Origin of the sequence: Aquimarina sp. RZ0, from assembly GCF_008370685.1 — a bacterium.
GTDB lineage: Bacteria > Bacteroidota > Bacteroidia > Flavobacteriales > Flavobacteriaceae > Aquimarina.
Genome location: NZ_VTZU01000004.1, coordinates 96,289 through 121,867, shown reverse-complemented (window position 1 = coordinate 121,867; position 25,579 = coordinate 96,289). Strand labels below are relative to the sequence as shown.

Sequence of the window (25,579 nt, the reverse complement as noted above, 5' to 3'; positions counted from 1 at the left end):
AAATGTTATTTGAATTTCCACACATATTGCAACACAAAATGGATATGGAAAATCCAGGAGTGTTTTCGCACCGCGAATTTATAAGAGAAGATAGAGATTTTAGTAAACGTCCCTTTACCGTTGGTATTGGGGGACCTGTAGGTACTGGTAAAACAGCATTGATTCGTCAATTATGTATTGCACTGCGCGACAAACATTCGATTGCCGTGGTAACGAATGACATATTTACAAAAGAAGATGCCGAATTTTTGACTAAGAATAAAGCGTTGGATCCAGAGCGCATTGTGGGTGTAGAAACCGGAGGATGCCCACATTCTGCAATTCGTGAAGATGTTTCTGCAAATATCCATGCGCTGGAAGAATTATACAAAAAATTCCCTGATATTGAACTACTCATTGTAGAAAGCGGAGGTGATAATCTTGCAGCGCATTTTAGTAGAGAGCTAGCGGATTATTCTATTTATGTAATCGATGTTTCTGGTGGAGATAAAATTCCACGTAAGGGTGGTCCTGGAATTACACAGTCTGACTTATTAATAATTAATAAAATCGATTTAGCCGAAATTGTTGGTGCCGATTTGGAGGTAATGGATCGGGATTCTAAAAAAATGAGAGGTGATGGACCTTTCGTTTTTGCTAAAGTGAAAGAAGATTATGGTCTAGATACTATCATAGCGCATATTTTTCATGCCAAAGCACACGCTCAGGAAGAACCGCATCACCATGATTAGGTAATTCGACAAATTAAACCTGGATTATACAATTGAAAATCTATTTCATCTGTGAGCTACTGCAAATACTAACGCTACGCTGCTTTTTTGATTTCACTATAACGTTGTTACCTAAAATCAAGAAAAAACCAGTATTTATTGTATCTCAAAGCTTCATAACGAAGTTCTATTGTATAATTCAGGTTAAAATTAAAAGAAATACTTAATATTTTCTTTCTAAATGGTCGTAATTCAGTAATTCCGGATTCGCTAAAATTTGTGAAATCATAGTTACAACTTTTTTGAGAGGGGTAATTTTTTCAGCACTATACCTCCCCACCAGTGTATCGTCATTAATCCGAGTTACATTAGATTGAATACTGGTAGTATCATCAGTTTCATCAAGCTCGGACAATGCTTTTCCTATAAGCTTTACCTTAGTAGCGCCTTTATTCCCAATTAAAAAAATATTTAAAAAAGAAGAATGATTCCCAAACATCCCTGGTGAACGTACATCCATACTTTCTGGAGTAATTTTAAAATTATCCCATAATACTGTCCGTTTTTCGATTGTAATTTTTGTGGAAGTTTCAAAAGTTTTAAAAGCAAAAGACTCCCCATTAGCTGTTCTTCCTGCAGAAAACCAATCTATAAAAAGTAAAACACTTTCTTTCTCGAGCGCAATCGTATTTTCTTGAACAAAATTTCCGCCATTATGCATTACCAAAGGATCGTTAAAAAAAACGTGAAACGCGTTTTTCTTCAGTCTTATTTGTAGTTTTTGCTTGCACTGTATTCCATTACTTTCATAAACACGAGTATTGGCTTGAGAGCTTATAATTGAGGTTGTATTCTGATTGCAAACCACATCAAGTTTGACATGGTCTCCTTCAACAAAACCTCCCCCATAACTGGTTAACATGCATACTCCTGTCTGTTTTTGTGATTTAGGGTTTACAATTTTCAACGGTTTTTTACTCAGCTGCTCCGTAAGGATCGTTTCATTATTATGAAAGTCAAAAGTAATTTTGGAGGCATCAGTTTTTAAGTTCGTAGTCATTCGGTAGTTGAAATTGAATTTAAAGAAAAAAATGAGGTATTTATTCTAAACAAAAATATCATTATTGATAAGGATTTACATCAAAAAGCAAGACTAATTTTAGGACTGTTTATACCCGAGCGGGGATATTGAGAGCTATGCTTGATTTTTTTGCCTTGCATAAAGAAAAAATAATTCAATGAATTTATACGAATTTTTTAATCACAAATCGTATTAGAACCTGATTGGCGGAAAGACAAGGCTGAAGAGTTAATGAATTGATTAAAAAATTTATCCTGAATTAATTGAAGGAATTGAATATAAGGCTCTTTCCTATGGAAATGGTTCGAAAAACATCTTCCATATCAATGCTCAAATGACATATGTAAGTTTATATGTTGGTAATATAGACAAAATTGAAAACGCAAGAGAACTATTGAAAGAATTCAATATGGAAAAAGGATGTATTCGAATTAAAAAAAGTATTAATCTATCGGAAACGAAAATTGATTTTTTTTATTGAGAAAGTAATGAAACTTTGGGAAAAAGGTGGAAATACTGACAGCTAATGTCGAGTAGGTAACAGGCAATTTCACCCTTAAATCTCTTACATCACCGTACGCGATAGTCTCCCATCATACGGCTCTTCAAGACCTAGGCTTTGTGTTTATCCTAACAAAATCCACAGAATTAAGCAAATCATCCTCCGTAGAGTTGTAAGTATTAAAATGCCCTTGCTAACCCCTTTGCTCGGCTAAAGTTTCCCACAGCCTCCTTGGAAACGTTTCGCTACTAAGGGTTAATCCGCCACTCCTTTTGTATATCCTTCCTCTTTGGCTTGCCCTTCGGAATTATACCTTTCTCCCTTAAACACTACAAAAGAAGTTTCTCCTGTTCCATAACTTAGCAGTACGTAAAGCCGAATATCCGACCACACTGATTACTTTTAAGTAGCAATTTTAAATCCGCATTGGTACAAAAACTATTTTGAAGAAGCCTTGCTTATAAAAAATAAAAAGCACTGATCTCCTACATAGATCAGTGCTTTTTATTTTTTATAAAATTTCTGTTATTTTCTCATAAACACAAGATCTACTTCTCCTATATCATCTAAGGTATCAGAGAAAGAAAGTGTGGTTTCGGTTAATTCTATTACAACTGTTCTGGGATCGCCATTTGCAGGAGTAAAAGTCAATGAAGTATCATCCAATGTCCAAGTACCTTCCTGGTTTAATATGGTACCTGTACATTCTGCTGTAATAACTGGCGGAAATGATGTTAAGTCAGCATCTACATCTACATCTGTTACCTCTTGATTATATGTTTCATCTTCATTTACAACAATTGTATCTTCAAAACAAGGTAGTTCTTCTAACACATTTGAAGAAGAAGTACCATCCATATCCAAATCCAGAGGCAACGCACCTGTAACAGAGATAAGTTCCCAGGTACCTACCAGAGAAATTGTTGGATCAACGGGAGTATCATCATCCGAACTACAGGACGTAAAAATCAGTGCTAATAATGCAATAAAAAGAAAAAAATTGGTTTTCATGATTTTTGAGTTTTAATTAAAACGTTTTGTAGCAAATCATTAGTATACACAACATCTATATATTTTTATCTGTCAGTTTTCCTGGTTACGCCTTAATTTTTTGTAGCATCCACAAAAAAGTCATAATAACTAAGAAAAGTTGGAATTACAGGACCATTAAAAGGATTGGGACCATTAAACAATACGCAAATCCCTATCTTATTTTTTGGATCTATCATTAACTGCGTCTTATATTGATTTACATTGCCTCCGTGATAGATAATAGTTCTTCTTCTATAGTCCAGAACTCGCCAACCTTTAGCATAATATGAATCGGTAACACCATCCCACAAATTAACATATGTTGCTTTATTACTAGTACAAATCACTGGATTAAAAATATCTTTCAGACTACTATCAGAAATAATGTCTGGTCTATTTCCCAATAAAACCTTTAGATATTCTGCCATATCAGAAATAGAAGCATTGATACCTCCTGCAGCAGCTACATTATAATAGTTTTTATGTAAACGGGTTAATGAGTATTTTTTTGAATAATGATTCCATTTATGAGGTAAGGCCACATTTGTATTATTTTTGATATTATGATAAGAACTAGAGGCATTTTTCATATTCGCAGGAATAAACAATCGTTCACTAAGGAGGGTTTCAAAAGAAGTCTCAGTTTGATTTTCCATTATTTTTTCGATGACAGAAAAAGCCGCGTTCTGATATTCATAATCTGTCCCCTCTTTTGCGACTACTCCACTTTTTTTAAAACCAGCAATAATAGTTGTTAATGGCAGGCCTTTATGAATCAACCGGGAATTTGTGTATTTATATAAACCTGATGTATGGGATAATAGATGATTCACTGTTAATCTATCGGCCTGCGCCTTATCGCGCAAATCAAAATTATACACAGACTCCTTTATCTGTTGATCCCAATTCAATTCCTTATGATCTACCAGATTACCAGCAAGAACAGCAGTCACTCCCTTAGATAAGCTAGCAATCCTAAATACAGTATTGGTATCTACTGAGTCTTGAGTATGTATCTTTTTTACACCAAATCCTTTCTTATAAATCACTGTAGAATCTTTGACAATTACAATCGCCGCTCCCGGGCATTCTGATATCTGAAAATTAGTTCTAAAAAACTTGTCATAGTGTTCTAAGAAAAAGGAGAGTGAGTCTATCGCTTCCTCTACAGGTTTTTTTGATAATACTACAGCTTTCTTCTCTGGAGTTTTTGAAGTAGTACACCCGACTAACAAGCAACTAATATATATTCTAAACAAGTATTTCATACAAAAATCAACTTAGTAGTTGCAAAATACAAGTAAAAGATAAACCTAAAAACTTTTTAACCTGGATTATCCTAAAATAATAGATATTAAAAAGCAACTTTTTTATTCAGTAATTTCAAGTTCGATATACCCACACTACAAAAATTGACTTTGAATAGTATCGACAATAATTTAAAAAAACTCATTCAAACTTTTACTATAGTTTTTTAAACTAAAAATTCGAATGAGTTGGGTATAAAAAAAGTTTTGTTTAATGATTAGAAAAAAATTAAATTGACTACAAACAACAACTTTTCATAATCGTTTTATTCTAGCTCCAATAACCGTTATCATCTTGAGGTAAGTACCAGTTGTATGCTACTGACCCTGTTATTAAATCTTGAATTAGCTCCTGTAAATGCGATTGTTCTTCTGTTTCCGAAACTTAAAATAGTTCCCAGCACATTTTGAAACCTAGCTCTATCATAAAGATTAACAGAATCAAGTATTCTTACATCTGATCCTGCAAACCTGACAGCAGAAATATTATTATTCCAGAACCTGCCTAAACCTCCTCTGAAATTTATAGTTCTGGCTCTATTTTGAAAACGATCTCTTGATGTAAAGACTCTACTTTTCAAACTTCTGCCACCATTCGTATTATTATTAAAAATAAACTGAATACCTCTAACTGCTTTTTGCATTTGTTGTGCGCTAAACAAATCTGATTCTTCCATGGTATCAAAAAGATATACATTGGTATCATCATCCATTACCCAATGTGAATTTTCTAAAACATTGCTATAAGCCTGTTCAAATTTTTCTTCACCTTCAAAAGATTTACCTTGGTAATGAAAAATTAACTCTGATTCATCATTAAATAAGGTTTCTTCATTTTCTAACTCTTCATTAGAGCAACTTATAAAAAGTGATGTAATGAAAAACAAAAATAAGCCGTTTTTAAAATTAAAAATTTTCATATTAAACTGGTTTTAAAAAATTAATAAATATTTAGATTATATATATACAACAATCTAAAACTTGTTTCCCCTAATAACAGGAATATAAGTTTTCACATTTTATAACCCAAATTACCAGTAAAATGAAGAGATTACTATGATTCAAAAGTTATTCTATCTATAATTTAATCTCTAAATATTGTAATTCTTGTATCATACATTCGAGGAACTTATAACTCGAGATCACTAGGGTATAAAAGCATTTTTAGAAAAATATCCATAGAATATCCATCAAATTAAACGAAATTTTAAAAACACAAAACTTACTAGCTATAAGGTTTGGAAAACAAATTGATTAATTAGCGTCTGGTCAGAGATACAGTAAAATCTATAGATAAGTAAGGTGTTATACGATTTATAACTAAAAATTTCGCATATTCATCGTTTCTTTTTCCTTTCTACTTCGTTTAAAAAATAAACCGTAGCTATAGCTATGCTTGATTTTTTTGCCTTGCATAAAGAAAAAATAATTCAATGAATTTATACGAATTTTTTAATCACAAATCGTATTATACTATCTGTTTTAGAAACACTCAAATAAGAAAATAGCAATTTCTTGTTTAGACAAAAAAATAAGCAAAATTTGAAAGGGTATTTTTAAACCGGAATTGAATTATAAAACAAACCTATATGTTGCTTTGATCAAGAAAGTGTTTTCTGGTTGTTGGTCTAAAATCTGATTATCTAAACCCCTAAACAGATGATCTTTGGGGTCACCTGAGCCCGTAACACCTTGTGACCACACCAGAAATATTTCTGAACCTGGAATATATTCCCAGCGCAATACCAGATTAGACCGAAACTGGACAAATGCAAAATCAGGATTATCAATTGTATAATCTACCGATCCATCTAAATCCTCATCTATTGAATATTGATCATCTGCAAAGGAAATCTGGTTATTATTAAACAATGTTATCCGGTTATCAAGATCCTTAGAGATAGGGTCATTTACATAATTAAAATCGGTATAAGTTCCTCGAGAAATAAATGGTTGCCCATAATATTGGATTGTCAGATTAGGATTGATATTATAATTCAAACGAATACTTGCACTCAATGTTTGCTGATCAATTCTGGCAGTGATATATCTGGGCGTTCCATTAAAATCGGTCTCGGTAACATATTGTGTTTTATTAGGATTAATTTCAAACTCTGGATTAAGCGAAAGACTAAAAGCATTAAAAGGCTGATAATTAAAACGCAGTACATAACGCTGAAAAGCAAAATTATTTTGCTGCGCCCAGGAATTTACATGCCCCATCGTAAAACTAAATTTCTTTCTTCGATCAGAACCAAAGAAAAGCACAGCAATATTCTCTTCATTGAATCGAAAACGAGGTCCTCCCCGCAGAATCGTATTTGTAAATATACGTGGCTTATGAATATACTCTATTTCAGTCCACCAGTTATTTATATAGCTTATATTTCCGCTTAATCCATATTGTATACGATTATAATTCCCTTCAAAATCAAAGGTGGTAAATTGATTAAAATTGATATCCCCTCGTCTATACCATTTTGTAGGTTTAAGAAATAAATACCGAACATTAGTAAATTGTCTTATATCGTCTGCCTGTCTCAAGAAACCTATATCATTTAATTCTAATTCTGGTGACCTCCAAAATACCCCGCCTTCATACCGCCAATTTCCACCACCTGTTTTTCCTCCCAAAATTTTCCCACCCGTTCCTGTAAGTGATGTTCTGTCAGGGTCTACTTTTACATGATCCGCATCTACTCGATTAAACAAATGTGTTAGCGATTCCTGTGTCTCTGCAATAGACTCTTTAGAGCCTTCTACATGACTAGTTACTATATTTCCTTCTAAAAAATATTTTCTTTCTTTCCAATTATGCCTAAAATCAAGCCCTCCAGTATAAGCCGATTTTCGTAAAAAATTAAGATTATTCTCACGTATTCCAACTAGTTCTGAAGTCTCATCAGTATCAGGGTTATTATAATCTATATTTATAATATCTCCCAGATTACGATTCGTTGCTGTAAAAATTCCTCCTATAAATGTATTACGTTCATTAAAATCTTTCTGCGCTCTTGCTACAAAATAATTAGTTAGTGGTTCTACAATAGTTTCTCTCTTATTACCAGCTGCATCCTCTATTTTGGCAATCTCTCGGGAGGTAACACTTTCCAGAATCCCTATTGACCATCCATCTTTAGTTTTTCCACTAAATTTTGCTGCTCCCAAAATTGTTGTATTCACCGGAACATCCAAAAATTCATCATTTACAGACGAAGAATTTACACCATCACGCCCCTCAAGAAAAGGGTTTGAACCAGCAGAACCCTGAGGATTTCTACCAATTCTACGAGAATAAAAAACATTATCCTGACCATTGGCAAAACGATAATCAAAAATATTTTTATTTTCTACAAAAAAAGGGCGTTGTTCTCTAAAAAAAATCTGAAACCCATCCAAAGCGATTGCCGCTGGATCTGCTTCTACCTGACCAAAATCAGGATTCACAGTAAGATCCATGGTAAGATCGTTTGTAATTCCAATTTTGGCATCCAACCCGCCATTGAGTTTAAATTCATCCCCATCTCTGAAAGGGTTATCTTCTTCTTCAGGGAACGTATCATACTGTGTAACCACAAAAGGTTGAATTTCTAATTGTTTTTGCGGTTCTATATCAATTAATCCATGTAATTCACCAAATTCGCTTACCCATCCCGGAGCATCCTGCGGAATTCTTTGCCAAACTGACCTTTCTTCTGCACGAAAAAATCTACGATTCACCTGCAAACCCCATATTTGTTCTTTACTCTTACCAAATTTTAACTGACTTAATGGTATTTTTACCTCAGCAGTCCATCCTTCATCATCAATATTAGTAGCGGTGTACCAGATTGGGTTCCAGCTACCATCCCAATTGTTTCCATTATTCGAAATAAATTCATCTCCTTTTACACCTGATGCTGTAATTGTAAAAGAAAAGCCAGTTCTTTTATCATGATAACTATCCAAATTGATCTCTACCCAATCACCAGCAAAACCATCTCTGCGAGAAAGGCGTTTTTCTATTTTATCAGGTTCTGTATCATAACATCTGTATGCTATGTATAAATATTTCTGATCATATAGTATCTTAAATTTTGTTTGTTGGCTGGGAGCTGTATTCTCATCCGGTTGATTTTCTATAAAGTCTCCAGCCCAATCCACCAGATCCCAACTCTGCTCATTAATCAATCCATCAATAGCAGGTGCTTCTGCTCCATTTAATGGTTTGGTTGTGTAAATTCTTTTTGTTACTACAGAAAGAGAATCCTGCGCATTGAGAAAAAATGAGAAAATAAAAAATACCAGAAACTGGAATAATTGCTTCATGATGATTGGATTAATGATTGATGTTTTAAATAGATGACATAATGTATGAAGTTTTGTCACAGTTTTATTTCTTATTTAATAAAAGATTAACAAGAACCTCCTACTTTCAGCAGAAGTACATATTCTTCATTCTGTACACTTCTACCTCTAACCGATCCTATGTATGGAGTATTTCTAATTAATATCAAAAACTAATAATCATTAAAAACAATCGGTTTTCTATAATTTAACGCACCTATAAAAACCTATTCATTTAAAAAAACATTCTAATAATTGATCTATCTGAAAACCAATGGCTCATACTTACAAAATAATATCAAATACGAGTTTGCTATATGAATATATAATTGTACATTTGCACCCCTATTTTATATAGGAAAGGAATGTTTAATTAGTAAAAATTAGTTAGTGTGGACACATTAAGTTACAAAACAGTATCTGCCAATAAAGGAACCGTTTCTAAGGAATGGTTACACGTAGATGCTGAAGGACAGACTTTAGGACGTCTATCTTCTGTAGTAGCAATATTACTTAGAGGAAAGCATAAGCCTAGCTTTACCCCACACGTTGATTGCGGTGATAATGTAATTATTACAAATGCCGAAAAAATCAACTTGACAGGAAAAAAGTGGACTGATAAATCGTATATCCGTCACACAGGTTATCCTGGAGGGCAAAGAAGTCTTACTGCTCAGGAGTTATTTGACAAAAACCCAGAGCGTTTAATTGAAAAAGCGGTAAAAGGAATGTTACCTAAAAACAAATTAGGAGCAGTTTTATTCCGTAATTTAAAGGTGTATGCCGGAGCAGAACACAATCAGGAAGCTCAGCAACCTAAAACTATTAACTTAAAAGAATTTAAGTAATGGAAGTTATTCACAAAATTGGTCGTAGAAAAACGGCTGTAGCTAGAGTATACCTTAAAGAAGGTTCTGGAAAAGTTACGATCAACAAAAAAGATCTTAGCGATTACTTTACAACTGCTACTTTACAGTACAAAGTGAACCAACCTCTTACCTTAACAAGTAATGAAGAAAAGTTCGATCTTACTGTAAATGTTTACGGTGGTGGAATCACAGGACAAGCTGAAGCTATTCGTTTAGCAATATCCAGAGCGATATGCGAGTTAGATGAAGAAAACAGAGCTATCCTGAAACCAGAAGGTTTACTTACCAGAGATGCCAGAATGGTTGAGCGTAAAAAATTCGGACAGAAGAAAGCACGTAAGAAATTCCAGTTCTCTAAACGTTAATTTATTAAACAGTATTTGTTGTTATCCCCTAAAAATAAAATTATAGGGAGTTAGTTTAGCATCTAAATGCTCAAGGCCATACCACAAGAAGGTAGCCACTTGATCATTGCTAATTCAACAGAACGTAAACTATTACAAAAATGGCAAACAATATCGAAGTAAAAGATTTACTTGATGCAGGTGTACATTTTGGTCACCTAACAAGAAGATGGGATCCTAATATGGCTCCATACATCTATATGGAGCGTAACGGTATCCATATCATAAACTTATATAAAACAGCTGCAAAAATTAACGAAGCTGGTGAAGCTTTGAAGAAAATAGCAGCTTCTGGTAGAAAAATTCTTTTTGTTGCTACCAAAAAACAAGCTAAAGAAATCGTTGCTGAAAAAGCAGCAAAAGCAAATCAACCATACATTACTGAAAGATGGCCGGGTGGTATGCTTACCAACTTTGTTACTATTCGTAAGGCAGTAAAGAAAATGGCTGCTATTGATAGAATGAAGAAAGATGGTACTTTTAATACACTGTCTAAGAAAGAACGTTTACAAGTAGATCGTTTGAGAGCAAAATTAGAAAAGAATTTAGGTTCTATTTCTGATATGACTCGTTTACCAGGCGCATTATTTGTCGTAGATATTACTCGTGAGCATATTGCAGTAAAAGAAGCTCAGAAATTAAACATTCCAATTTTTGCAATGGTAGATACAAACTCTGACCCACGTCAGGTACAGTATGTTATCCCTGCAAATGATGATGCTTCAAAATCTATTGATAAAGTAATGACCTATGTAAGTGATGCTATTATTGAAGGGCTCAATGAGCGAAAAACTTCAAAAGAAGCTCCTAAAACTGCTGCAAAGGATTCTGTAGAGGAAAAACCTGCAACAACAGAAGCTCCTGCTCCTGCAACAACAGAAGCTCCTGCTCCTGCAACAACAGAAGTTGCTGCTCCTGTAGTAGCAGAAGAAGCACCGGCTGTAACAGAAGCTGCAAAAAAAGAAGAAGAGTAAACAATTCATTGATTGCTTTCAATCAGTATAAAATTGTAATATTTATTAAAGATTAAGTTCTAGAAACTTAACTTTTAGATAAAATAAATGAGTCGTTTAGTTCTTTACTTTCGTAGTAACAAAAACTAAGCGACTTATTTTTTACACAAACACATTAAATATTTTAAAGATATGGCAAAAATTACAGCCGCAGAGGTAAGTAAATTACGTAAAGCTACAGGTGCCGGAATGATGGATTGTAAAAAAGCACTTGTTGAAGCTGATGGAGATTTTGACAATGCTATAAAAATCCTTAGAGAAAAAGGACAAAAGATTGCTGATAAGAGAGCCGATAGAGAATCCTCTGAAGGTGCAGTGATTGCAAAAGTTAATGATGCTAAAAATAAAGGTGTAATCGTTTCTCTTAATTGCGAAACAGATTTCGTAGGAAAAAATGATTCTTTTGTTTCTTTAGCCAAAGAATTAGCAGAATTAGCGCTTAATTCCGCGACTAAAGAAGAATTATTAGCTGCTGATTTTAATGGAATGAGTGTTCAGGACAAACTAATCGAGCAAACAGGTGTTATTGGAGAAAAAATAGAAATTGGAGATTTTAAGGTATTAGAAGCTCCTTTTGTAGGATCTTACATCCACGGTAACAAAATTGGAGCCTTGACTGGATTGTCTGCAAAAATTGACGGAGCAGAAGATTTAGCAAAAGATATTTCTATGCAAGTAGCATCAATGGGTGCAACTACATTATCTTTTAAAGATTTTGATCCTGCCTACGTTGCTTCTGAGACTCAAGCCAGAATTGCAGCAATAGAAAAAGAAAATGAAGAGCTTGGCAGATTAGGGAAAACATTAAAAAATATTCCTCAATTCATCTCAAGATCTCAATTAACAGACCAAATACTTGCTAAAGCCGAAGCAACACTCAAAGAAGAACTGAAAGCAGAAGGTAAACCAGAACAAATCTGGGATAGAATTCTTCCTGGTAAGTTAGAGCGATTTATTTCTGACAATACCACCTTGGATCAAGAACAGTGCCTTCTTGACCAAAGCTTCATTAAAGATGAGAAAAAAACTGTTGCTGATTATGTAAAAACATTAGGTGATGTTTCTGTTGTAAGTTTCGAAAGAGTTTCTTTATAACATTCAAAACTTCACTACGTCTTTAGTATTGATTTTGAGTGACAGCTACAACATGCAAAAAATATTTTTTAAGCATTGCTGTTAAAAAAAATATCCAAACCAGGAAATTTTGTAAGCAAAAACATATCACTAAAGATGAATTGTTACTATAAAATCAAAAACCGCTTCAATTGAAGCGGTTTTTTTCATCATTTTTCAAAATATCTTTTTATAGTATTCGATTCGTTCTCTTAAACATTTTGGACCCCTCCAAAATGCTACCCCAAAAAAAGACTGACTCCCCAATCAGTCTAAAACGTAAATCACACTCACGTGCTTATGTACAAACTTTAAGAACGTTTCGACTCTATTTCAAAAATATTTATCATCCCTACTACTTTTGTTTTCCTTTAACAAATTTATACTATTAACACATATCAACCAATAGCAAGACCGGGGGAAAAGAACCCTTTTTTATGTAAGAGAACTCTTGTGTAAAAAATGTACGTATAAACCGTAGCGCATTAAAGATGTTTTATTCTACTATAGTGTACTTTTTTCATTAAAAACCAACTATGGACTAACTTATAATATTTAATAAATTAAAAAAAACCGCTTTAATTAAAGCGGTTTTTTTTTAATCATTTTTCAAAATATCTTTTTGTAGTTATCGATTCGTTTCCTTAAACATTTCGGACCCCTCCAAAATGCTACCCCAAAAAAGACTGATTCCCCAATCAGCCAAAACGTAAATTACACTCACGTGCTTTATACACAAACTTTAAAAACGTATCGACTCTATTTCAAAAATATTTATCATCCTTACTACTTTTGTTTTCCTTCAACAAAATTACGGTATTATCTCAAATCTACCAATAGCAGAGCAGGGGGAAAAGAACCCTTTTTTATGTAAGAGAACTCCTGTCTGTATCATGTATAGTCAGTCCTTTAATACACCTTATACCATTTACCATTTGAATTTACTGGAATAAGATAGCAGTATAAAGAGTACTCCAAAAAGATCGTGATAAAGGATATCTGATTGAAGGCATTCTGCCCTCAGCTCAAAAAAAAAGATTCTGATCATTATAGTAAATTATGATATCAAATCAACTGTTTTTTCATGTTGATTTCGACAACAAAATGATATTAGCATATCAGAATTTTGCCTATATGTAGGGGAATTATCACCCACACCTCTACTCTCTTTGCCTATTTTTTGTGTACTAATTAGCTTTACTTTAAAAAAATCTCCTAAAAAAAGTAACATAAATTCAATAAGAGTCCACTTTAAAATATTACGCAAAAAAACAAAAATTTGATTATCAGGTAATTAAAAAAAAAGCTATCTAATTTCATCCACTTCTTTACCAATCATCGTGAATATCTTATAGCCTATGTTATAATTTTACTGTCACTAAAATTTTTAACACACAAACAAACTTAAACGTAAACTAAATAATTATGAAAAAAGCATCATCCCTAGTGCTTCTTCTGGATCCATTCTACATTTCCAGTGCACAAAACCCGAATACAAATTTTGATATTCAACAATTTTGTAAATCCATTACTCACCATTAGGTAAGCACAGATACATAATCAAAAAAATCAAGCATCTTCTGATTGCAATACCAAAAATGATATGTATGCTCTAAGGCATTGAGGTATCTCTCTGGAAAAGGTATTTATAAAAAAAAGACCCCAGATGGCATAGCAAATGGAAGATAGATCAAAAAAACGACTCAGTCTTTATTAAAGAAGATTTTTCAAGTGAGACATTGATCATAATAGTTCACTTTGTTACAGATCACAAAAAAGTGCCAGTTATTCCTTTGTTTACTCTTATAAAAAAGAAATACGTTGATCCCCATTTTTTTGTTGCTAGTCGCCTTAACTAAAAAACAATTTTAACCAACTTAAATTACATATACATGAAACACAAACGCATGAATTTTTACAAAAAACTGAAATTATTATTCTTTATTGGATTATTAAGTACACAATCGCAAATTTCAGCCCAGAATGTACTCCAGAGAGTTAATTCAAAAATAAAAACGTTAGAAAACTTAGTAAAAAAAGCAGAAAATAGAAATCTCGAAATAACAAAAGAAAAATCAACACTAAATACGGCTACCCTTTTCTTAAAATATGCTAAATAGGACGAAAAGAATGTTTCTCTTAATAAAAGATATTTTGATGAATTAAATGTTTTTAGCGCTAATTCTCAACAATTGGCAAATGATCTGCCAAATTTTGAACGAAGAGAAGTAGAAAAAATTCTAGACAAGGCTATTGCAACTATTAATGAAGTAATTTCTGAAAAAATAAAACGAAAAAAATATCCCAATATTAATTGGTCACAATTAAATTTTAATGGACCACAATTATTAAATTCCGGAACTCCATTTTTTATAAATGATTATAATTTTAAGCCAACAGATGATAAACAGTTGACAAATTTTTATGGAAATATGAATGGCGTATATATATCACCAAATCATATCGATGAAAACGGAAAACTTGCAGCTCATGTCAAAAATAATATAGCTTCCAGATCACAGAATACAATTGGAGATGTTTTTTTAGAACATAAAAGCGTTCCTAATTGGGCAGTACAACGGTATTCAAAAAATAAAGGCACTCGCAATTTTAAAACTGGAAAAAGGTCTTTTGTAGGGTTTGATATTGATAACCCTGGTGCCAAAGAATTATATGGGAATTTATTAGATGAAGTAATACCATTATTAAAGGGGAAATCATTTTCTAAAATGGGAATATCTTTATGTAACGAACCTAGTTTTTTTACACAAACCGATACCTGGAATACTGGAGCAGTATCAGATTTTACAAAAACAAAATTTGCTGATTGGCTAATCAAAAAACATGGGTCAATCGCTAATGTGAATAGCCTTTGGAAAAATGTAAACGTGAGAAATTTTAATGATTTGAAGATAGATATCCCAATAAACAAAAATCTTCAAGGTACACCTGTCTGGTATGATTGGGTTACTTTTAATCAAAAAAGAGTAACAGACTGGTTTACGTTTTTACATAACAGAATAAAGTCAAAAGATCGCAATTTTAAAACTCATATTAAGAATATGCCTTGGTTATGGGTAAAAGAAAAAAAAGGCCACGGAATAGATCTAGAAGCGTTAACAATGTTGACAGATGTCATTGGAAACGATGCAGAAGCTTATAATTCTTATTTTCACGGGAGAAAGCAACGCTGGGAAAAAGACTATGCTTTTGAATGGTTTGATATGAGTATGAGCTATGATTTTATGAAATCAATAGCACCAAACAAACCCATTTTTAATACTGAAGTACATTACCTATCCACAGTGCAATCCAGAGATTTGAAACTAAAACCTGAATATGCAAGAGCTGTTTTTTGGTTAGCACATATGCAAGGAACAACGGCAGGAAATACCTGGGTATGGGGTCGTAACAGTGATGGCTCTATACATAATTATTTCAGGTTCCAAAATGCACCAAAAGATTACCCAGGCACTGTAACACAACAACCCCAGATTCTGGATGCCGTTACAACAACAATGATTGATCTTAATTCACATGCAAACCACATTGTAGCGCTTCAGAAGTTAGAAAAACCAGTACGCATTTTTTATTCTAAAACTTCTGCCATAAACAAAAAAAATCATATGGAGCACATCCATGATGTATATGAGGAATTGTTTTTTGAAGGGCATCCAATTGGTTTTGCAACAGAGAAAATTTTAAAAAATCAAAAAGCTTCTTCCTGGAAAGCTATTGTAATCTACAATACAAAATATGCAACTGTTACTGAATTGAATGAATTGCAGAAATATTTGGATAACTGAGGAACAGTGATTATGGATAGCCAAAGCTTAACGCATAATGAGTATAATAAAACACATTCTAAAAAATTAAAGCAAGGTAAAGGAAGATTAATTTTTTCTAATTCATTATCTGGTATAAAAAATCAGGTCAAGAACGTATTAGAACAAAAAGGAGTGACTCCGGCAGTAAAAATTACAGAAACCAAAGAATCTGGCACTACAAAGAAAACTTGTTTTGCAAAATCTTACAGGTCTTCTAATGGAACTAAAGTAATTTCTATTGTCAATATAGGGAATACATCATCTCGAATAAGGATAAATGAATCCAATAATACTATGAGAATTATAAACCTCATTAATAATAAGGAACTTCAAAATTCCTTTGAGATGAAACCAGAAGATGTATTATTACTGAGTATTGAGAAAAAATCAACTGAAAAGCAACTTATTGCTAATGGTACATACAGAATTAATCCAAATATGTTTAAAGATAGTAAAGCTCTCGTATCAAGACCTATAGAAAACCACCAGGTAGTTTTCTTAGATATTGGTGAATATGACGATCAAAAATGGGAGTTTTTTCATTTAGGAAATAATGAGTATAGAATTCAAAATAAATCAACTAAAAGGTTTCTAGAAGTTCCTTTTAGTACGTGTGAAAACAATACCAGAGTATCTACCTGGACAAGTGTTGATCAAGATCATCACCGATGGAAAATAACAAAACAAAGAGGAATTTATTTTCTACGTCCGCTACATTGTCTAACACAAGCTTTGGATATATTTAATACTGATAAATCAGCACAAAATGTATATACATACCTGTATGATGAAGATAATAATAATCAGCAATGGCATATTGTAAAAGTCGATACTCGCAATAATAAAAAACAACTTATCACTAATGGGGTATATCGGATTAAACCAAATAAGTTCAAGGACAGTAAGGCTCTGGTATCAAGACCTGTAGAAAATCACCAGACAGTTTTCCTTAATATAGGTAATTATGATGACCAAAAATGGGAGTTTTTTCATTTAGGAAATAATGAATATAGAATTCAAAATAAATCGACTAAAAGATTCTTAGAAGTTCCTTTTGCTGCTTGCAAAAACGATACCAGAGTATCTACCTGGACAAGTGCTGATCAAGACCATCATCGCTGGAAAATAACAAAACAAAGAGGGGTTTATTTTCTACGCCCGCTACATTGTCTAACGCAGGCTTTAGATATATTCAATAGAGATCAATCAAAACAAAATGTATCTATATACCAGTACAATGAAGGTAATAACAATCAACAATGGCATATCGAAAAAGTCGATTCAAATCGTGAAAAAGATAATTTTCTACAATTAGTAATTTCCCCTAATCCAGCAGAAGATATTCTTAACATTCAATTAGCAACCAATACAAAAAATGCAGTACTCACTATTTATTCTTTGATAGGAAAAAAATTACTATCAAAAAAGATTGATAGCAGTTCTTATAGCGTACTAATTGATGATTTTGTTTCCGGAGCATATATTGCTGAAATAACCAGTGACAGCAGGAAAGTTTCAGAAGTTTTTATTAAAAAATAGTTTTTTTCAAACCAGATATCCCATTTTTAGAATACATACACCTGAGTACATAATAAGTTTTGGGAGACGGCAAATTTCTTTTTTCGGGATATCTGGTTTTAATACCTTAATGAACACAAACATTCTTGATTACTATATGATTTATAGAAAGATACACCTCTATTCTATAAATATAAATATGTGATAATACCAGTTGTTGTTTGAATTTACTCGAAAAGAAAAGTACGATTTTTTTATCTCGGTGAATAAGAAAAACCAATCATAGCAGTGCTACGGTTTATTTTTATGCTGAAGCTGAGGTCAAAAAAGAACATGGTATTCCAGTAAATTCTGAAGGCAAATGGTATACTCATGATCACTACCTTTTTTATCATTCGCAGTCTCTCACGCAACAAAAAACAATATCTCTTAAAAAATAACCTTAAAATTAAGCAACAATGAAAAAAAAATATCACTTACGTTTTATTTTACTCTTCTTTATTTTCATAACCAAAATCAATAGTATGCAAGCACAGCCAACTTTTGATACAGGTCAGGATCCAAAACCAAATGGCAAGGAATGGGTGAGAGTTGAAAATTTGTCTGATGAGTTTAACGGAAACTCAATTAATGATACTAAATGGCAAACAGAACCTGTAGAAAATGGCTGGGTCTGGATTGGCAGACCTCCCGGACTTTTTGAAAAGGAAAGTGTATCAGTATCAGGAGGCAACCTAAGAGTGCAAGTAAAGAAGTTTGAAACTCCCAAAATTAGAAACGGTACTACTTTTTTATACGGAGGAGGTATTGTTCGATCTATAGCTTCTGGCGGACTAGGTTTGTACTATGAAGCCAGAATGAAAGCTAACGCTACCGAAATGTCATCTACCTTTTGGTTAATGACTAAAAATAATAACTGTAATCAAAAGAACGAAATCGACATACAGGAATGTGTGGGAAATACAACACCAGAAACATTCAACTTCGCCCGTAACTGGGATCAAATATTTCATTCAAACGCCATCAGTCGAACAACATCTTGTTTCCCTAACCCAGTACAAAAACAAGGAAGTGTGCTTACAAACACAAAAAATCATTCACGCTATTTTGTATATGGTTGCTGGTGGAAATCTCCATCAGAACTTCGTTTCTATTTAGATGGAAAATTTGTATATAAAATAACCCCTGGCAGAAACTTTAATGCGCAGGCTTTTATCCATATGGCTATGGAAACCTATGACTGGAATCCTGTGCCGGCAAATGGAGGTAAAGTTGCATCAGGATCATTATCAGAAAGGATTACTTCATATGATTGGGTCAGAACCTGGAAACTAAAAGACGCCACGCCTTCTGGTGGTGGATCTAATTCTTTTGTTATTATCAAAAAAAGAAATGGTAATGTAGCTATTGATGGTAATACTGGCGGAGCTGATGGTCGCGATCTTAAAATATGGGCTTTGTCAAATTCTAATTTTAATAGACAATGGGAAGAAATTGATCGAGGTAATGGCTTCTTTTCTTATAAAAAAAGAGGGACAAATTACTGCATAGATGGTGGTAATGGCGGTACAGCTAATCAAAAAGTAAAACTCAGACTTAGCGGTATAAATAATCAAAATCAGCATTGGAAAAAAATTGATCTGGGAAATGGGTATTTCCGTTTACAAAAACGTAATTCACCAGGTTTTTCTCTTCATGCCTGGGGAAATCAAAATGGTAATCTATTAAGACTAAAAGCAAATAATGACAATGATCAAAATATGCAATGGAAATTTAACAGCCCGCAACAAATAGCAAACGGGGAGTATTTTATTACATCTACAACTTCTGATCAGCGTTTATTATCTCGCCAAAATGAACAATATAGTGCTATTATGTACTCGCCACTTAATTTTAATGATCAAAAATGGGTTTTTAACCATTTGGGTGAAAATGTATACACAATTAAAAATTTAGAAAATAACAGATACCTGGAAGTACCTTATGCAAAATGCAGTAATGGAGAGAATGTAGCGACATGGACTGACGCTTCTGCAAATCACCAGAAGTGGAAAGTAGTACCTGATGGAAATGGAATATATAGCCTAAAACCAATGCATTGCCAACAAGTAGCATTAGACAGAGAAGATGGAGCTGTAAATGCTAATGTTCAGGTTTGGGAATATAGTATGTCAAATATGAACCAAAAATGGAGAATACTACCGGCAGCAAATAGTAGATCATTTGATCAAATCAAAGATGGAAATTCTATTGAAATATTCCCTAATCCTGCGAATGATTTTATAACAGTTACTGGAGTAGAAAAAGGAGATAATATTAAAATTTACGACATTTTAGGAAAAGTTGTTCATCAGACTCTTGTAAAAAATGAGAATGAATCCCTGTCAACATCTTCTTTAAAGCCTGGTCTATACATTGTATCATACGATTTACGGATGAGAATTTCGTAAAAATAATGGCAAGGATTTTTCGCTAGATTGATGAATCAAATTAAAGAATAGCCATAGCTATTGTTTCATTTTATGAAGAAAATATAGTAGAAAAAGAATGTCATTAGATGCGAAATTTTTATTCGTAAATCGTATCAGTTCTTGGAAAATCAAAACAGCAATTAATAAAACGATAAGCATCATGATCATAATGTAATTTCATCTGAGAATTGAATTAAAAAGGGCATTGTTCATTTCAAAAAACAATGCCCTTTTTAATTCAATATGTGATAGTATACCTATTCTTTGATACCCATGAGATTTTGATTTTTAATGCATAAAATAAAATATCAAAATAATCGAGGGCAACAAATTAGAGGTTTGGATTTATATCTTTTTCAGGCCCTGGAATAAACCAGTTACTTTGTCCCTGATAATTAAGTCCGGCATCAGACAATTTATCTAATTGTCCCCATCGTTTTAGATCAAACCACCTGTGTCCTTCAAAGATAAGCTCAATCCGCCTGTCATTTCGTATCTGTGCTAATAATGCCTCCTGATCACCAACATTGACATCAGTCATCGCTAGCCCCGCTCTTGTTCGTATCAATTCCAGTGCTTGAGCAGCTTCTGCAAGTTTATTCTGCTCTGCCAATGCTTCTGCCTTATTCAAAATTACTTCTGCATATCGTATCACGGGGATATTAATTGCTGTGCCTTCATTAAAGAAAGCACCTCCTCGTTGCCAGTTGTTAGTGTCATAAGGGAGCCATTTTCTTGTTTGATAAGCTCCAGGAGTTTGCAGGTCTAATCGAAAATCCGTGTGAATCGTCAAATCCGGAAATATACTCATCCTATCTTCTTCTACATAAAAAATAGAATCTACACCAGAAATAAGCATAGAAGCCGCTCTCCTAATATCGTCATTTTCAAAATCATTTATAATATCATAGCTATCTGTTTTTCTGGGAAAAACATAACGCCCCCAGGGAACTCTTGGAAAAATATGCATTAGCAATGATGATTCAGAACCTTCATCAGAGAAAAAATTACCAAAACCTGGTACAAATTGAGCTTCAAAAATAGACTCTGAACTATTCTCCATGCGGCCATCAAACATTTTTATATAATCCTCTGTAGATACCAAACTATACCCCAAACCATCGACCTGATCAGCTGCATCCTCTGCTCCAGAAAAATCACCTGTCCATAGACGTATTCTTGATAACAACCCATACGCAGCACCCTTTGTCGCCCTTCCTACTTCTTCTGCCGGCCAGGAAACTGGTAATAAATCAGATGCCCTGCTAAGGTCATTATCTATCTGTGCCCAAACCTCTTCTGCCGTAGATTTATTAATAGAATTAATTTCTTCTGCAGTAAGCAACGAGGTGACTAGCGGAATATCTCCAAAACCAGCAACTAAATTATAATAGTATAATGCCCTTAGAAATAATGCCTGTCCTTCGAGTTCCTCACGTTTACCTTCTTTGAAATCAACTACATTATCTAAATTTTCTAATACGTAGTTAGCTCTATAAATCCCTTTGTAAGCACCATTCCAGCGTTGTGCAAAATAAAAATTGGTTTCATCCCAATTGTAATTATGAAGCCTTACTATATCCGGACCATACCTACCATCACCAAAACCATTTTCTACATTATCGGTAGGGACATCTCCTAAAATCAAAAAACTGAATTTATACATTCCTACATGTGTTAGCACATCATAAATTGCTGTTGTAGCTTCTTCTGCTTCTCCTTCAAACTGTAAAAAGTTGTCAGAATTTGGTCCATTTTGATTTACCTTATCTAGAATATCTTCATCACAGGAAATAAAACAAAATATCAGAACCGGTATTATATATTTAAAATTTTTCATGTTTCTTTTTTTTAAAATTTCATATTTACGCCCATAGAAAATACTCTTGCAATCGGATAGACAAAGTAATCAATCCCTGCAGCCAGATTACTACCTCTGGCATTACCGACTTCTGGATCTACTCCTGAGTAGTCGGTAAAAGTAAAAGGGTTTTGAACACCTCCAAAGACTCTCATCTGAGACATTCCTATTTTCTTTATGGTATTTTGGGGTATGGAGTATCCTAATTCAATAATCTTAATCCTGGTAAATGACCCATCTTCAACAAAATAACTTGAATTACGGATATTATTATTAGGATCATTAGCAATAGCCCTTGGAAACTGAGAATTAGGATTCTCTGGAGACCACGGAATGAAATTAAGCTTATTTTCACTTCGATTGTTGTCTATTAGATTTAACTTAGTAAGATTAAAAATCTTATTCCCCGAAACACCATTCCCTTGTAAGGAAAAATCAAAATTCCTGTAATTTAGATTTATATTAAATCCATAAGTAAACTCTGGTATCGGGCTTCCTATAAACGTACGATCATCATTATTGATTACTCCATCCGGCACACCATCAGGACCCGATATATCTACAAATCGTATATCTCCCGGTGCAGTGCCTTCATTCTGTGTGGCATGAGCATCTACTTCTGCCTGATTTTGAAAAATTCCATCAGCTACAAAACCAAAAAATTCTCCGAGACTTCTGTTATTTTCTGTACGGGTCAGGTTATTCCCTCCAAAATTAAAGGCGTTAATAGGAGCTGGCACATCAGTAATCTTATTATTTATAGTAGTAACATTAGCCCCTACGGAGTATGTAAGTTCGCCAATCTTTCCTGTATAGTTGATACTAAATTCAAAGCCTTTATTGGTGAGGGCTCCTATGTTTTGACTAAGGCTTCCCTGATTACTCCCAGAAGAAACCCCGGTAACAGCAGAAATAGGAACTCTTATTAACATTTTGTCCTGAGTTTTATCATAATATTCTGCAACTACATTCAAACGATTATCCAGAAAATCTGCATCTATTCCAATACTGTATTGCGTGACTACTTCCCATTGGATATTGGGGTTAGGTATACCTGTGACTGCTGATCCTGTTGTGATTACCCCTTCCTGATTCCCAAACGGGTAATTAAAATCCTGGTTAACTGTTGCAGAAAAAGCATAGTTCCCGATACCGTCGTCATATCCTACCTGCCCCCAACCACCTCTGATTTTTAAAGAAGAAAGCATGCCATCTGTAGAAATAAAATCTTCTTCAGAAATTCTCCATCCTAAAGAAATAGATGGGAACGTACCCCATTTATTTTCACTACCAAACCTGGATGAGCCGTCTCTTCTTATGATTGCAGTCATCAAGTATTTATCTCTAAAACTGTAATTCAGTTTCCCAAAATAGGAAAGCAAGCTATTTTCATCAATTCTATTATTGACCCTCAAATTATCTGCTTGTTCATTGATAACTACGTTTCCTTCTCTTGGATAATCCCCGGTTACCTGTAAGCTTTCTGACTTGCGATCCTGCACGCTTTGCCCTAATAGCAATCCTACTGAATGATTATTTTTATTAAAATTATAGCTTACTATATTCTCTAACAATACGGTAGTACCTGTAAATTGTCTTTTTAGAATTGATTGCTCTGTTGACCCTGCAGCGCCCAAATCAAAAATGCGTCCAAAATTTTCTGACACTGTATTTTCAAAGGTATAGTAACCGGTAGTTTTAAATTGTAATCCGGATATGATATCATATTTAAGCGATACATTTCCCAAAAGATTATGCTGAATCGGAGGAAAACGAGGGCCTTCTGCTCTAAACAATGGATTAACCTGGGGTTTATAAAACCCATTTGCCGGAGTAGGTGCGTAATTTCCATTTTCATCAAATACAGGAATCGTTGGATAAAAAAGAGTAGCAAATGATAATGCAGTATTATTTAACCTGACTCTACCCAATGAATTTTGTTTTGATCTTGTAACAGCAACACTCGCTCCAGTTGTCAGTTTTTTGCTGACTTTCTGATCAGCATTGAGTCGTGCAGTTATTCTTTTAAAACTTGTGCCAATTACAATCCCTTCTTGCTCAAATTGCCCTAATGACAAGAAATAATTCCCGTTCTCTCCGCCACCAGAAAAGGAGGCTTGTAAATCTGTAACTGGAGCGACTCTTGTAATTGTTTCAATCCAATCAGTGCCTTTACCAAAAGAAGCTGGATTATCAAAGCCCGGTGGTATCGCAAATCCTGCATTCTGGCTTGAGGTATTGGTAAACTCTACAAATGTCTGTGCATCCATCAGGTCTAGCTTTTTTGCAACAGCTTGTAGTCCCGTTTTTACATTAACAGATACAATCCCTTTTTGACCAAAACGCCCTCTTTTTGTTGTTATCAAAATAACTCCATTAGCGGCTCTCGTTCCATAAATTGCTGCAGATGCTGCGTCTTTAAGCACAGAAATAGATTCTATATCCTGAGGATTAATCAGGCTTAGCGGGCTACTATTTTCATTAGAGCCTACCGATATCGGAAACCCGTCTACTACATATAAGGGCTCACTATTATTCACACCACCGGCACCTCTAATACGAACGGACACTCCGCCACCAGGTGTTGCATTATTATTGGTTACCGAGATACCTGCTGCTAATCCCTGTAAGGTATTATCCAGAGAGGCAGAGGTGTTTCTGTTTAATGCTTCTGTATTTACAGTCGCAACCGCACCCGTGAGCTGAGATCTTCTTTCGGCACCATATCCTACTACAATTACCTCATCCAGAGCCTGTAAATCTGGTTCGAGGTTTACATCAATGATCGATTGCCCATTGACATTAACTTCTTTGTTGGCATATCCTACATAGGAAAATAGGAGTACATCATTAGAATCGACAGTATTAATACTATAATTTCCATCAAAATCTGCTGTGGTTCCAGTATTCTTATTTTTTATAACTACACTGGCTCCCAGTAATGGAGTTCCTTTGTCATCTGTGATTTTGCCTTTGACACTTATACTCTGAGCCTGAACATATGTTGTTTTACAAAAAAAAAGAAGGCAAATTAGCTTAAATAGAGATTCAATCCTTTTAGGAATACGTTTTTTCATTTTTTATTTAGGTTTTAATGTTGATAAAGTAATATTAAGATGAGGTTTGCATGTGATTGAGTAATACCATTTAAATAATTTATGGAGAGGAATACACTATTAAAACAGTTATGGCAATAAAAAGCCTAAAAAAAACTTTGTTTGAATTAACATCATTAACAAAATGTATCCATTATACATTCACTTAAATCAGATTGTATTTTTGAAATCAATTGATTTTATGAGAAGAAATTTTACTAAAAATACTAAATATGTATCAGGACGAATTTATTTAGCTTTTCACAAAAAAGGGTAAATAAAAAAATCATAAATTAAATTAATTCTAAAGAATTGAGACCAATCACTGCTAATGAGATTGCTTATGTTTTAATTCTCCAAAAAAAATTAACTTTCTCTTCGGATACTAACACTATATGATAAAATCCAGATGTTCTTAAACCAAATTGCTCTAAAGCTCGTACTACAATA

The 25,579-nt window shown here is 33.6% G+C and carries 17 protein-coding genes; 9 read left to right on the top strand and 8 right to left on the bottom strand.

The window, feature by feature from the left end; genetic code table 11:
* The first annotated feature begins 2 nt into the window (after positions 1 to 2).
* Positions 3 to 731, top strand: coding sequence for an urease accessory protein UreG (gene ureG / locus F0000_RS03275; protein ID WP_255452603.1), 729 nt, complete (start codon positions 3 to 5; stop codon positions 729 to 731).
* 202 nt (positions 732 to 933) lie between these two features.
* On the opposite strand, the gene F0000_RS03270 is transcribed toward ureG, so the two are convergent.
* The 6 genes from F0000_RS03270 to F0000_RS03245 all read right to left on the bottom strand — a co-directional run bounded on the left by F0000_RS03270 (position 934) and on the right by F0000_RS03245 (position 8,940).
* Entirely contained in the window at positions 934 to 1,770 is an 837-nt protein-coding gene (locus F0000_RS03270) for an urease accessory protein UreD (protein WP_149623273.1), read from the bottom strand.
* Between the two features lie 778 nt (positions 1,771 to 2,548).
* On the bottom strand, positions 2,549 to 2,686 hold the full coding sequence (locus F0000_RS27600) for a hypothetical protein (protein WP_188112009.1): 138 nt from the start codon (positions 2,684 to 2,686) through the stop codon (positions 2,549 to 2,551).
* A 132-nt stretch (positions 2,687 to 2,818) separates the two neighbouring features.
* A complete protein-coding gene (locus tag F0000_RS03260; protein WP_149623272.1) occupies positions 2,819 to 3,304 on the bottom strand; it encodes a lipocalin family protein in 486 nt (161 codons plus the stop codon).
* A 92-nt stretch (positions 3,305 to 3,396) separates the two neighbouring features.
* Positions 3,397 to 4,593 carry a serine hydrolase gene (locus tag F0000_RS03255; protein ID WP_149623271.1) on the bottom strand — a complete coding sequence of 399 codons (1,197 nt, stop codon included), beginning with the start codon at positions 4,591 to 4,593 and terminating at the stop codon, positions 3,397 to 3,399.
* A 329-nt stretch (positions 4,594 to 4,922) separates the two neighbouring features.
* Positions 4,923 to 5,552, bottom strand: a complete 630-nt coding sequence (locus F0000_RS03250; RefSeq protein ID WP_149623270.1) for a hypothetical protein — start codon at positions 5,550 to 5,552, stop codon at positions 4,923 to 4,925.
* A 652-nt stretch (positions 5,553 to 6,204) separates the two neighbouring features.
* Positions 6,205 to 8,940, bottom strand: coding sequence for a DUF5916 domain-containing protein (locus F0000_RS03245; RefSeq protein ID WP_149623269.1), 2,736 nt, complete (start codon positions 8,938 to 8,940; stop codon positions 6,205 to 6,207).
* Between the two features lie 410 nt (positions 8,941 to 9,350).
* Here F0000_RS03245 and rplM point away from each other — a divergent pair, with 410 nt between their 5' ends.
* From rplM to F0000_RS03205, 8 genes are all read left to right on the top strand, one after another.
* Positions 9,351 to 9,806 (top strand): 50S ribosomal protein L13, encoded by a 456-nt coding sequence (gene rplM, locus F0000_RS03240; RefSeq protein WP_149623268.1) that lies wholly within the window; start codon positions 9,351 to 9,353, stop codon positions 9,804 to 9,806.
* Positions 9,806 to 10,192 (top strand): 30S ribosomal protein S9, encoded by a 387-nt coding sequence (rpsI, locus tag F0000_RS03235; protein WP_149623267.1) that lies wholly within the window; start codon positions 9,806 to 9,808, stop codon positions 10,190 to 10,192. The genes rplM and rpsI overlap by 1 nt, the downstream gene beginning before the upstream one ends.
* 140 nt (positions 10,193 to 10,332) lie before the next feature.
* Complete coding sequence (gene rpsB / locus F0000_RS03230; protein ID WP_149623266.1) at positions 10,333 to 11,205, top strand: 30S ribosomal protein S2; 873 nt, start codon at positions 10,333 to 10,335, stop codon at positions 11,203 to 11,205.
* A 171-nt stretch (positions 11,206 to 11,376) separates the two neighbouring features.
* On the top strand, positions 11,377 to 12,339 hold the full coding sequence (tsf, locus tag F0000_RS03225) for a translation elongation factor Ts (RefSeq protein WP_149623265.1): 963 nt from the start codon (positions 11,377 to 11,379) through the stop codon (positions 12,337 to 12,339).
* Positions 12,340 to 14,249: 1,910 nt separating this feature from the next.
* Entirely contained in the window at positions 14,250 to 14,477 is a 228-nt protein-coding gene (locus tag F0000_RS03220) for a hypothetical protein (protein WP_149623264.1), read from the top strand.
* 72 nt (positions 14,478 to 14,549) lie between these two features.
* Positions 14,550 to 16,163 (top strand): hypothetical protein, encoded by a 1,614-nt coding sequence (locus tag F0000_RS03215; protein WP_149623263.1) that lies wholly within the window; start codon positions 14,550 to 14,552, stop codon positions 16,161 to 16,163.
* A 12-nt stretch (positions 16,164 to 16,175) separates the two neighbouring features.
* Positions 16,176 to 17,723: an RICIN domain-containing protein gene (locus tag F0000_RS03210; RefSeq protein WP_149623262.1), complete on the top strand. Its 1,548-nt coding sequence runs from the start codon at positions 16,176 to 16,178 to the stop codon at positions 17,721 to 17,723.
* Positions 17,724 to 18,226: 503 nt separating this feature from the next.
* On the top strand, positions 18,227 to 20,152 hold the full coding sequence (locus F0000_RS03205; protein WP_149623261.1) for an RICIN domain-containing protein: 1,926 nt from the start codon (positions 18,227 to 18,229) through the stop codon (positions 20,150 to 20,152).
* A gap of 352 nt (positions 20,153 to 20,504) precedes the next feature.
* On the opposite strand, the gene F0000_RS03200 is transcribed toward F0000_RS03205, so the two are convergent.
* Together F0000_RS03200 and F0000_RS03195 are read right to left on the bottom strand one after the other, a co-directional pair.
* The gene (locus F0000_RS03200) at positions 20,505 to 22,013 is read right to left on the bottom strand and encodes a RagB/SusD family nutrient uptake outer membrane protein (RefSeq protein ID WP_149623260.1); all 1,509 of its coding nucleotides are present in this window, start codon (positions 22,011 to 22,013) and stop codon (positions 20,505 to 20,507) included.
* Between the two features lie 11 nt (positions 22,014 to 22,024).
* Positions 22,025 to 25,111 (bottom strand): TonB-dependent receptor, encoded by a 3,087-nt coding sequence (locus tag F0000_RS03195; RefSeq protein ID WP_149623259.1) that lies wholly within the window; start codon positions 25,109 to 25,111, stop codon positions 22,025 to 22,027.
* Between the last annotated feature and the right edge of the window lie 468 nt (positions 25,112 to 25,579).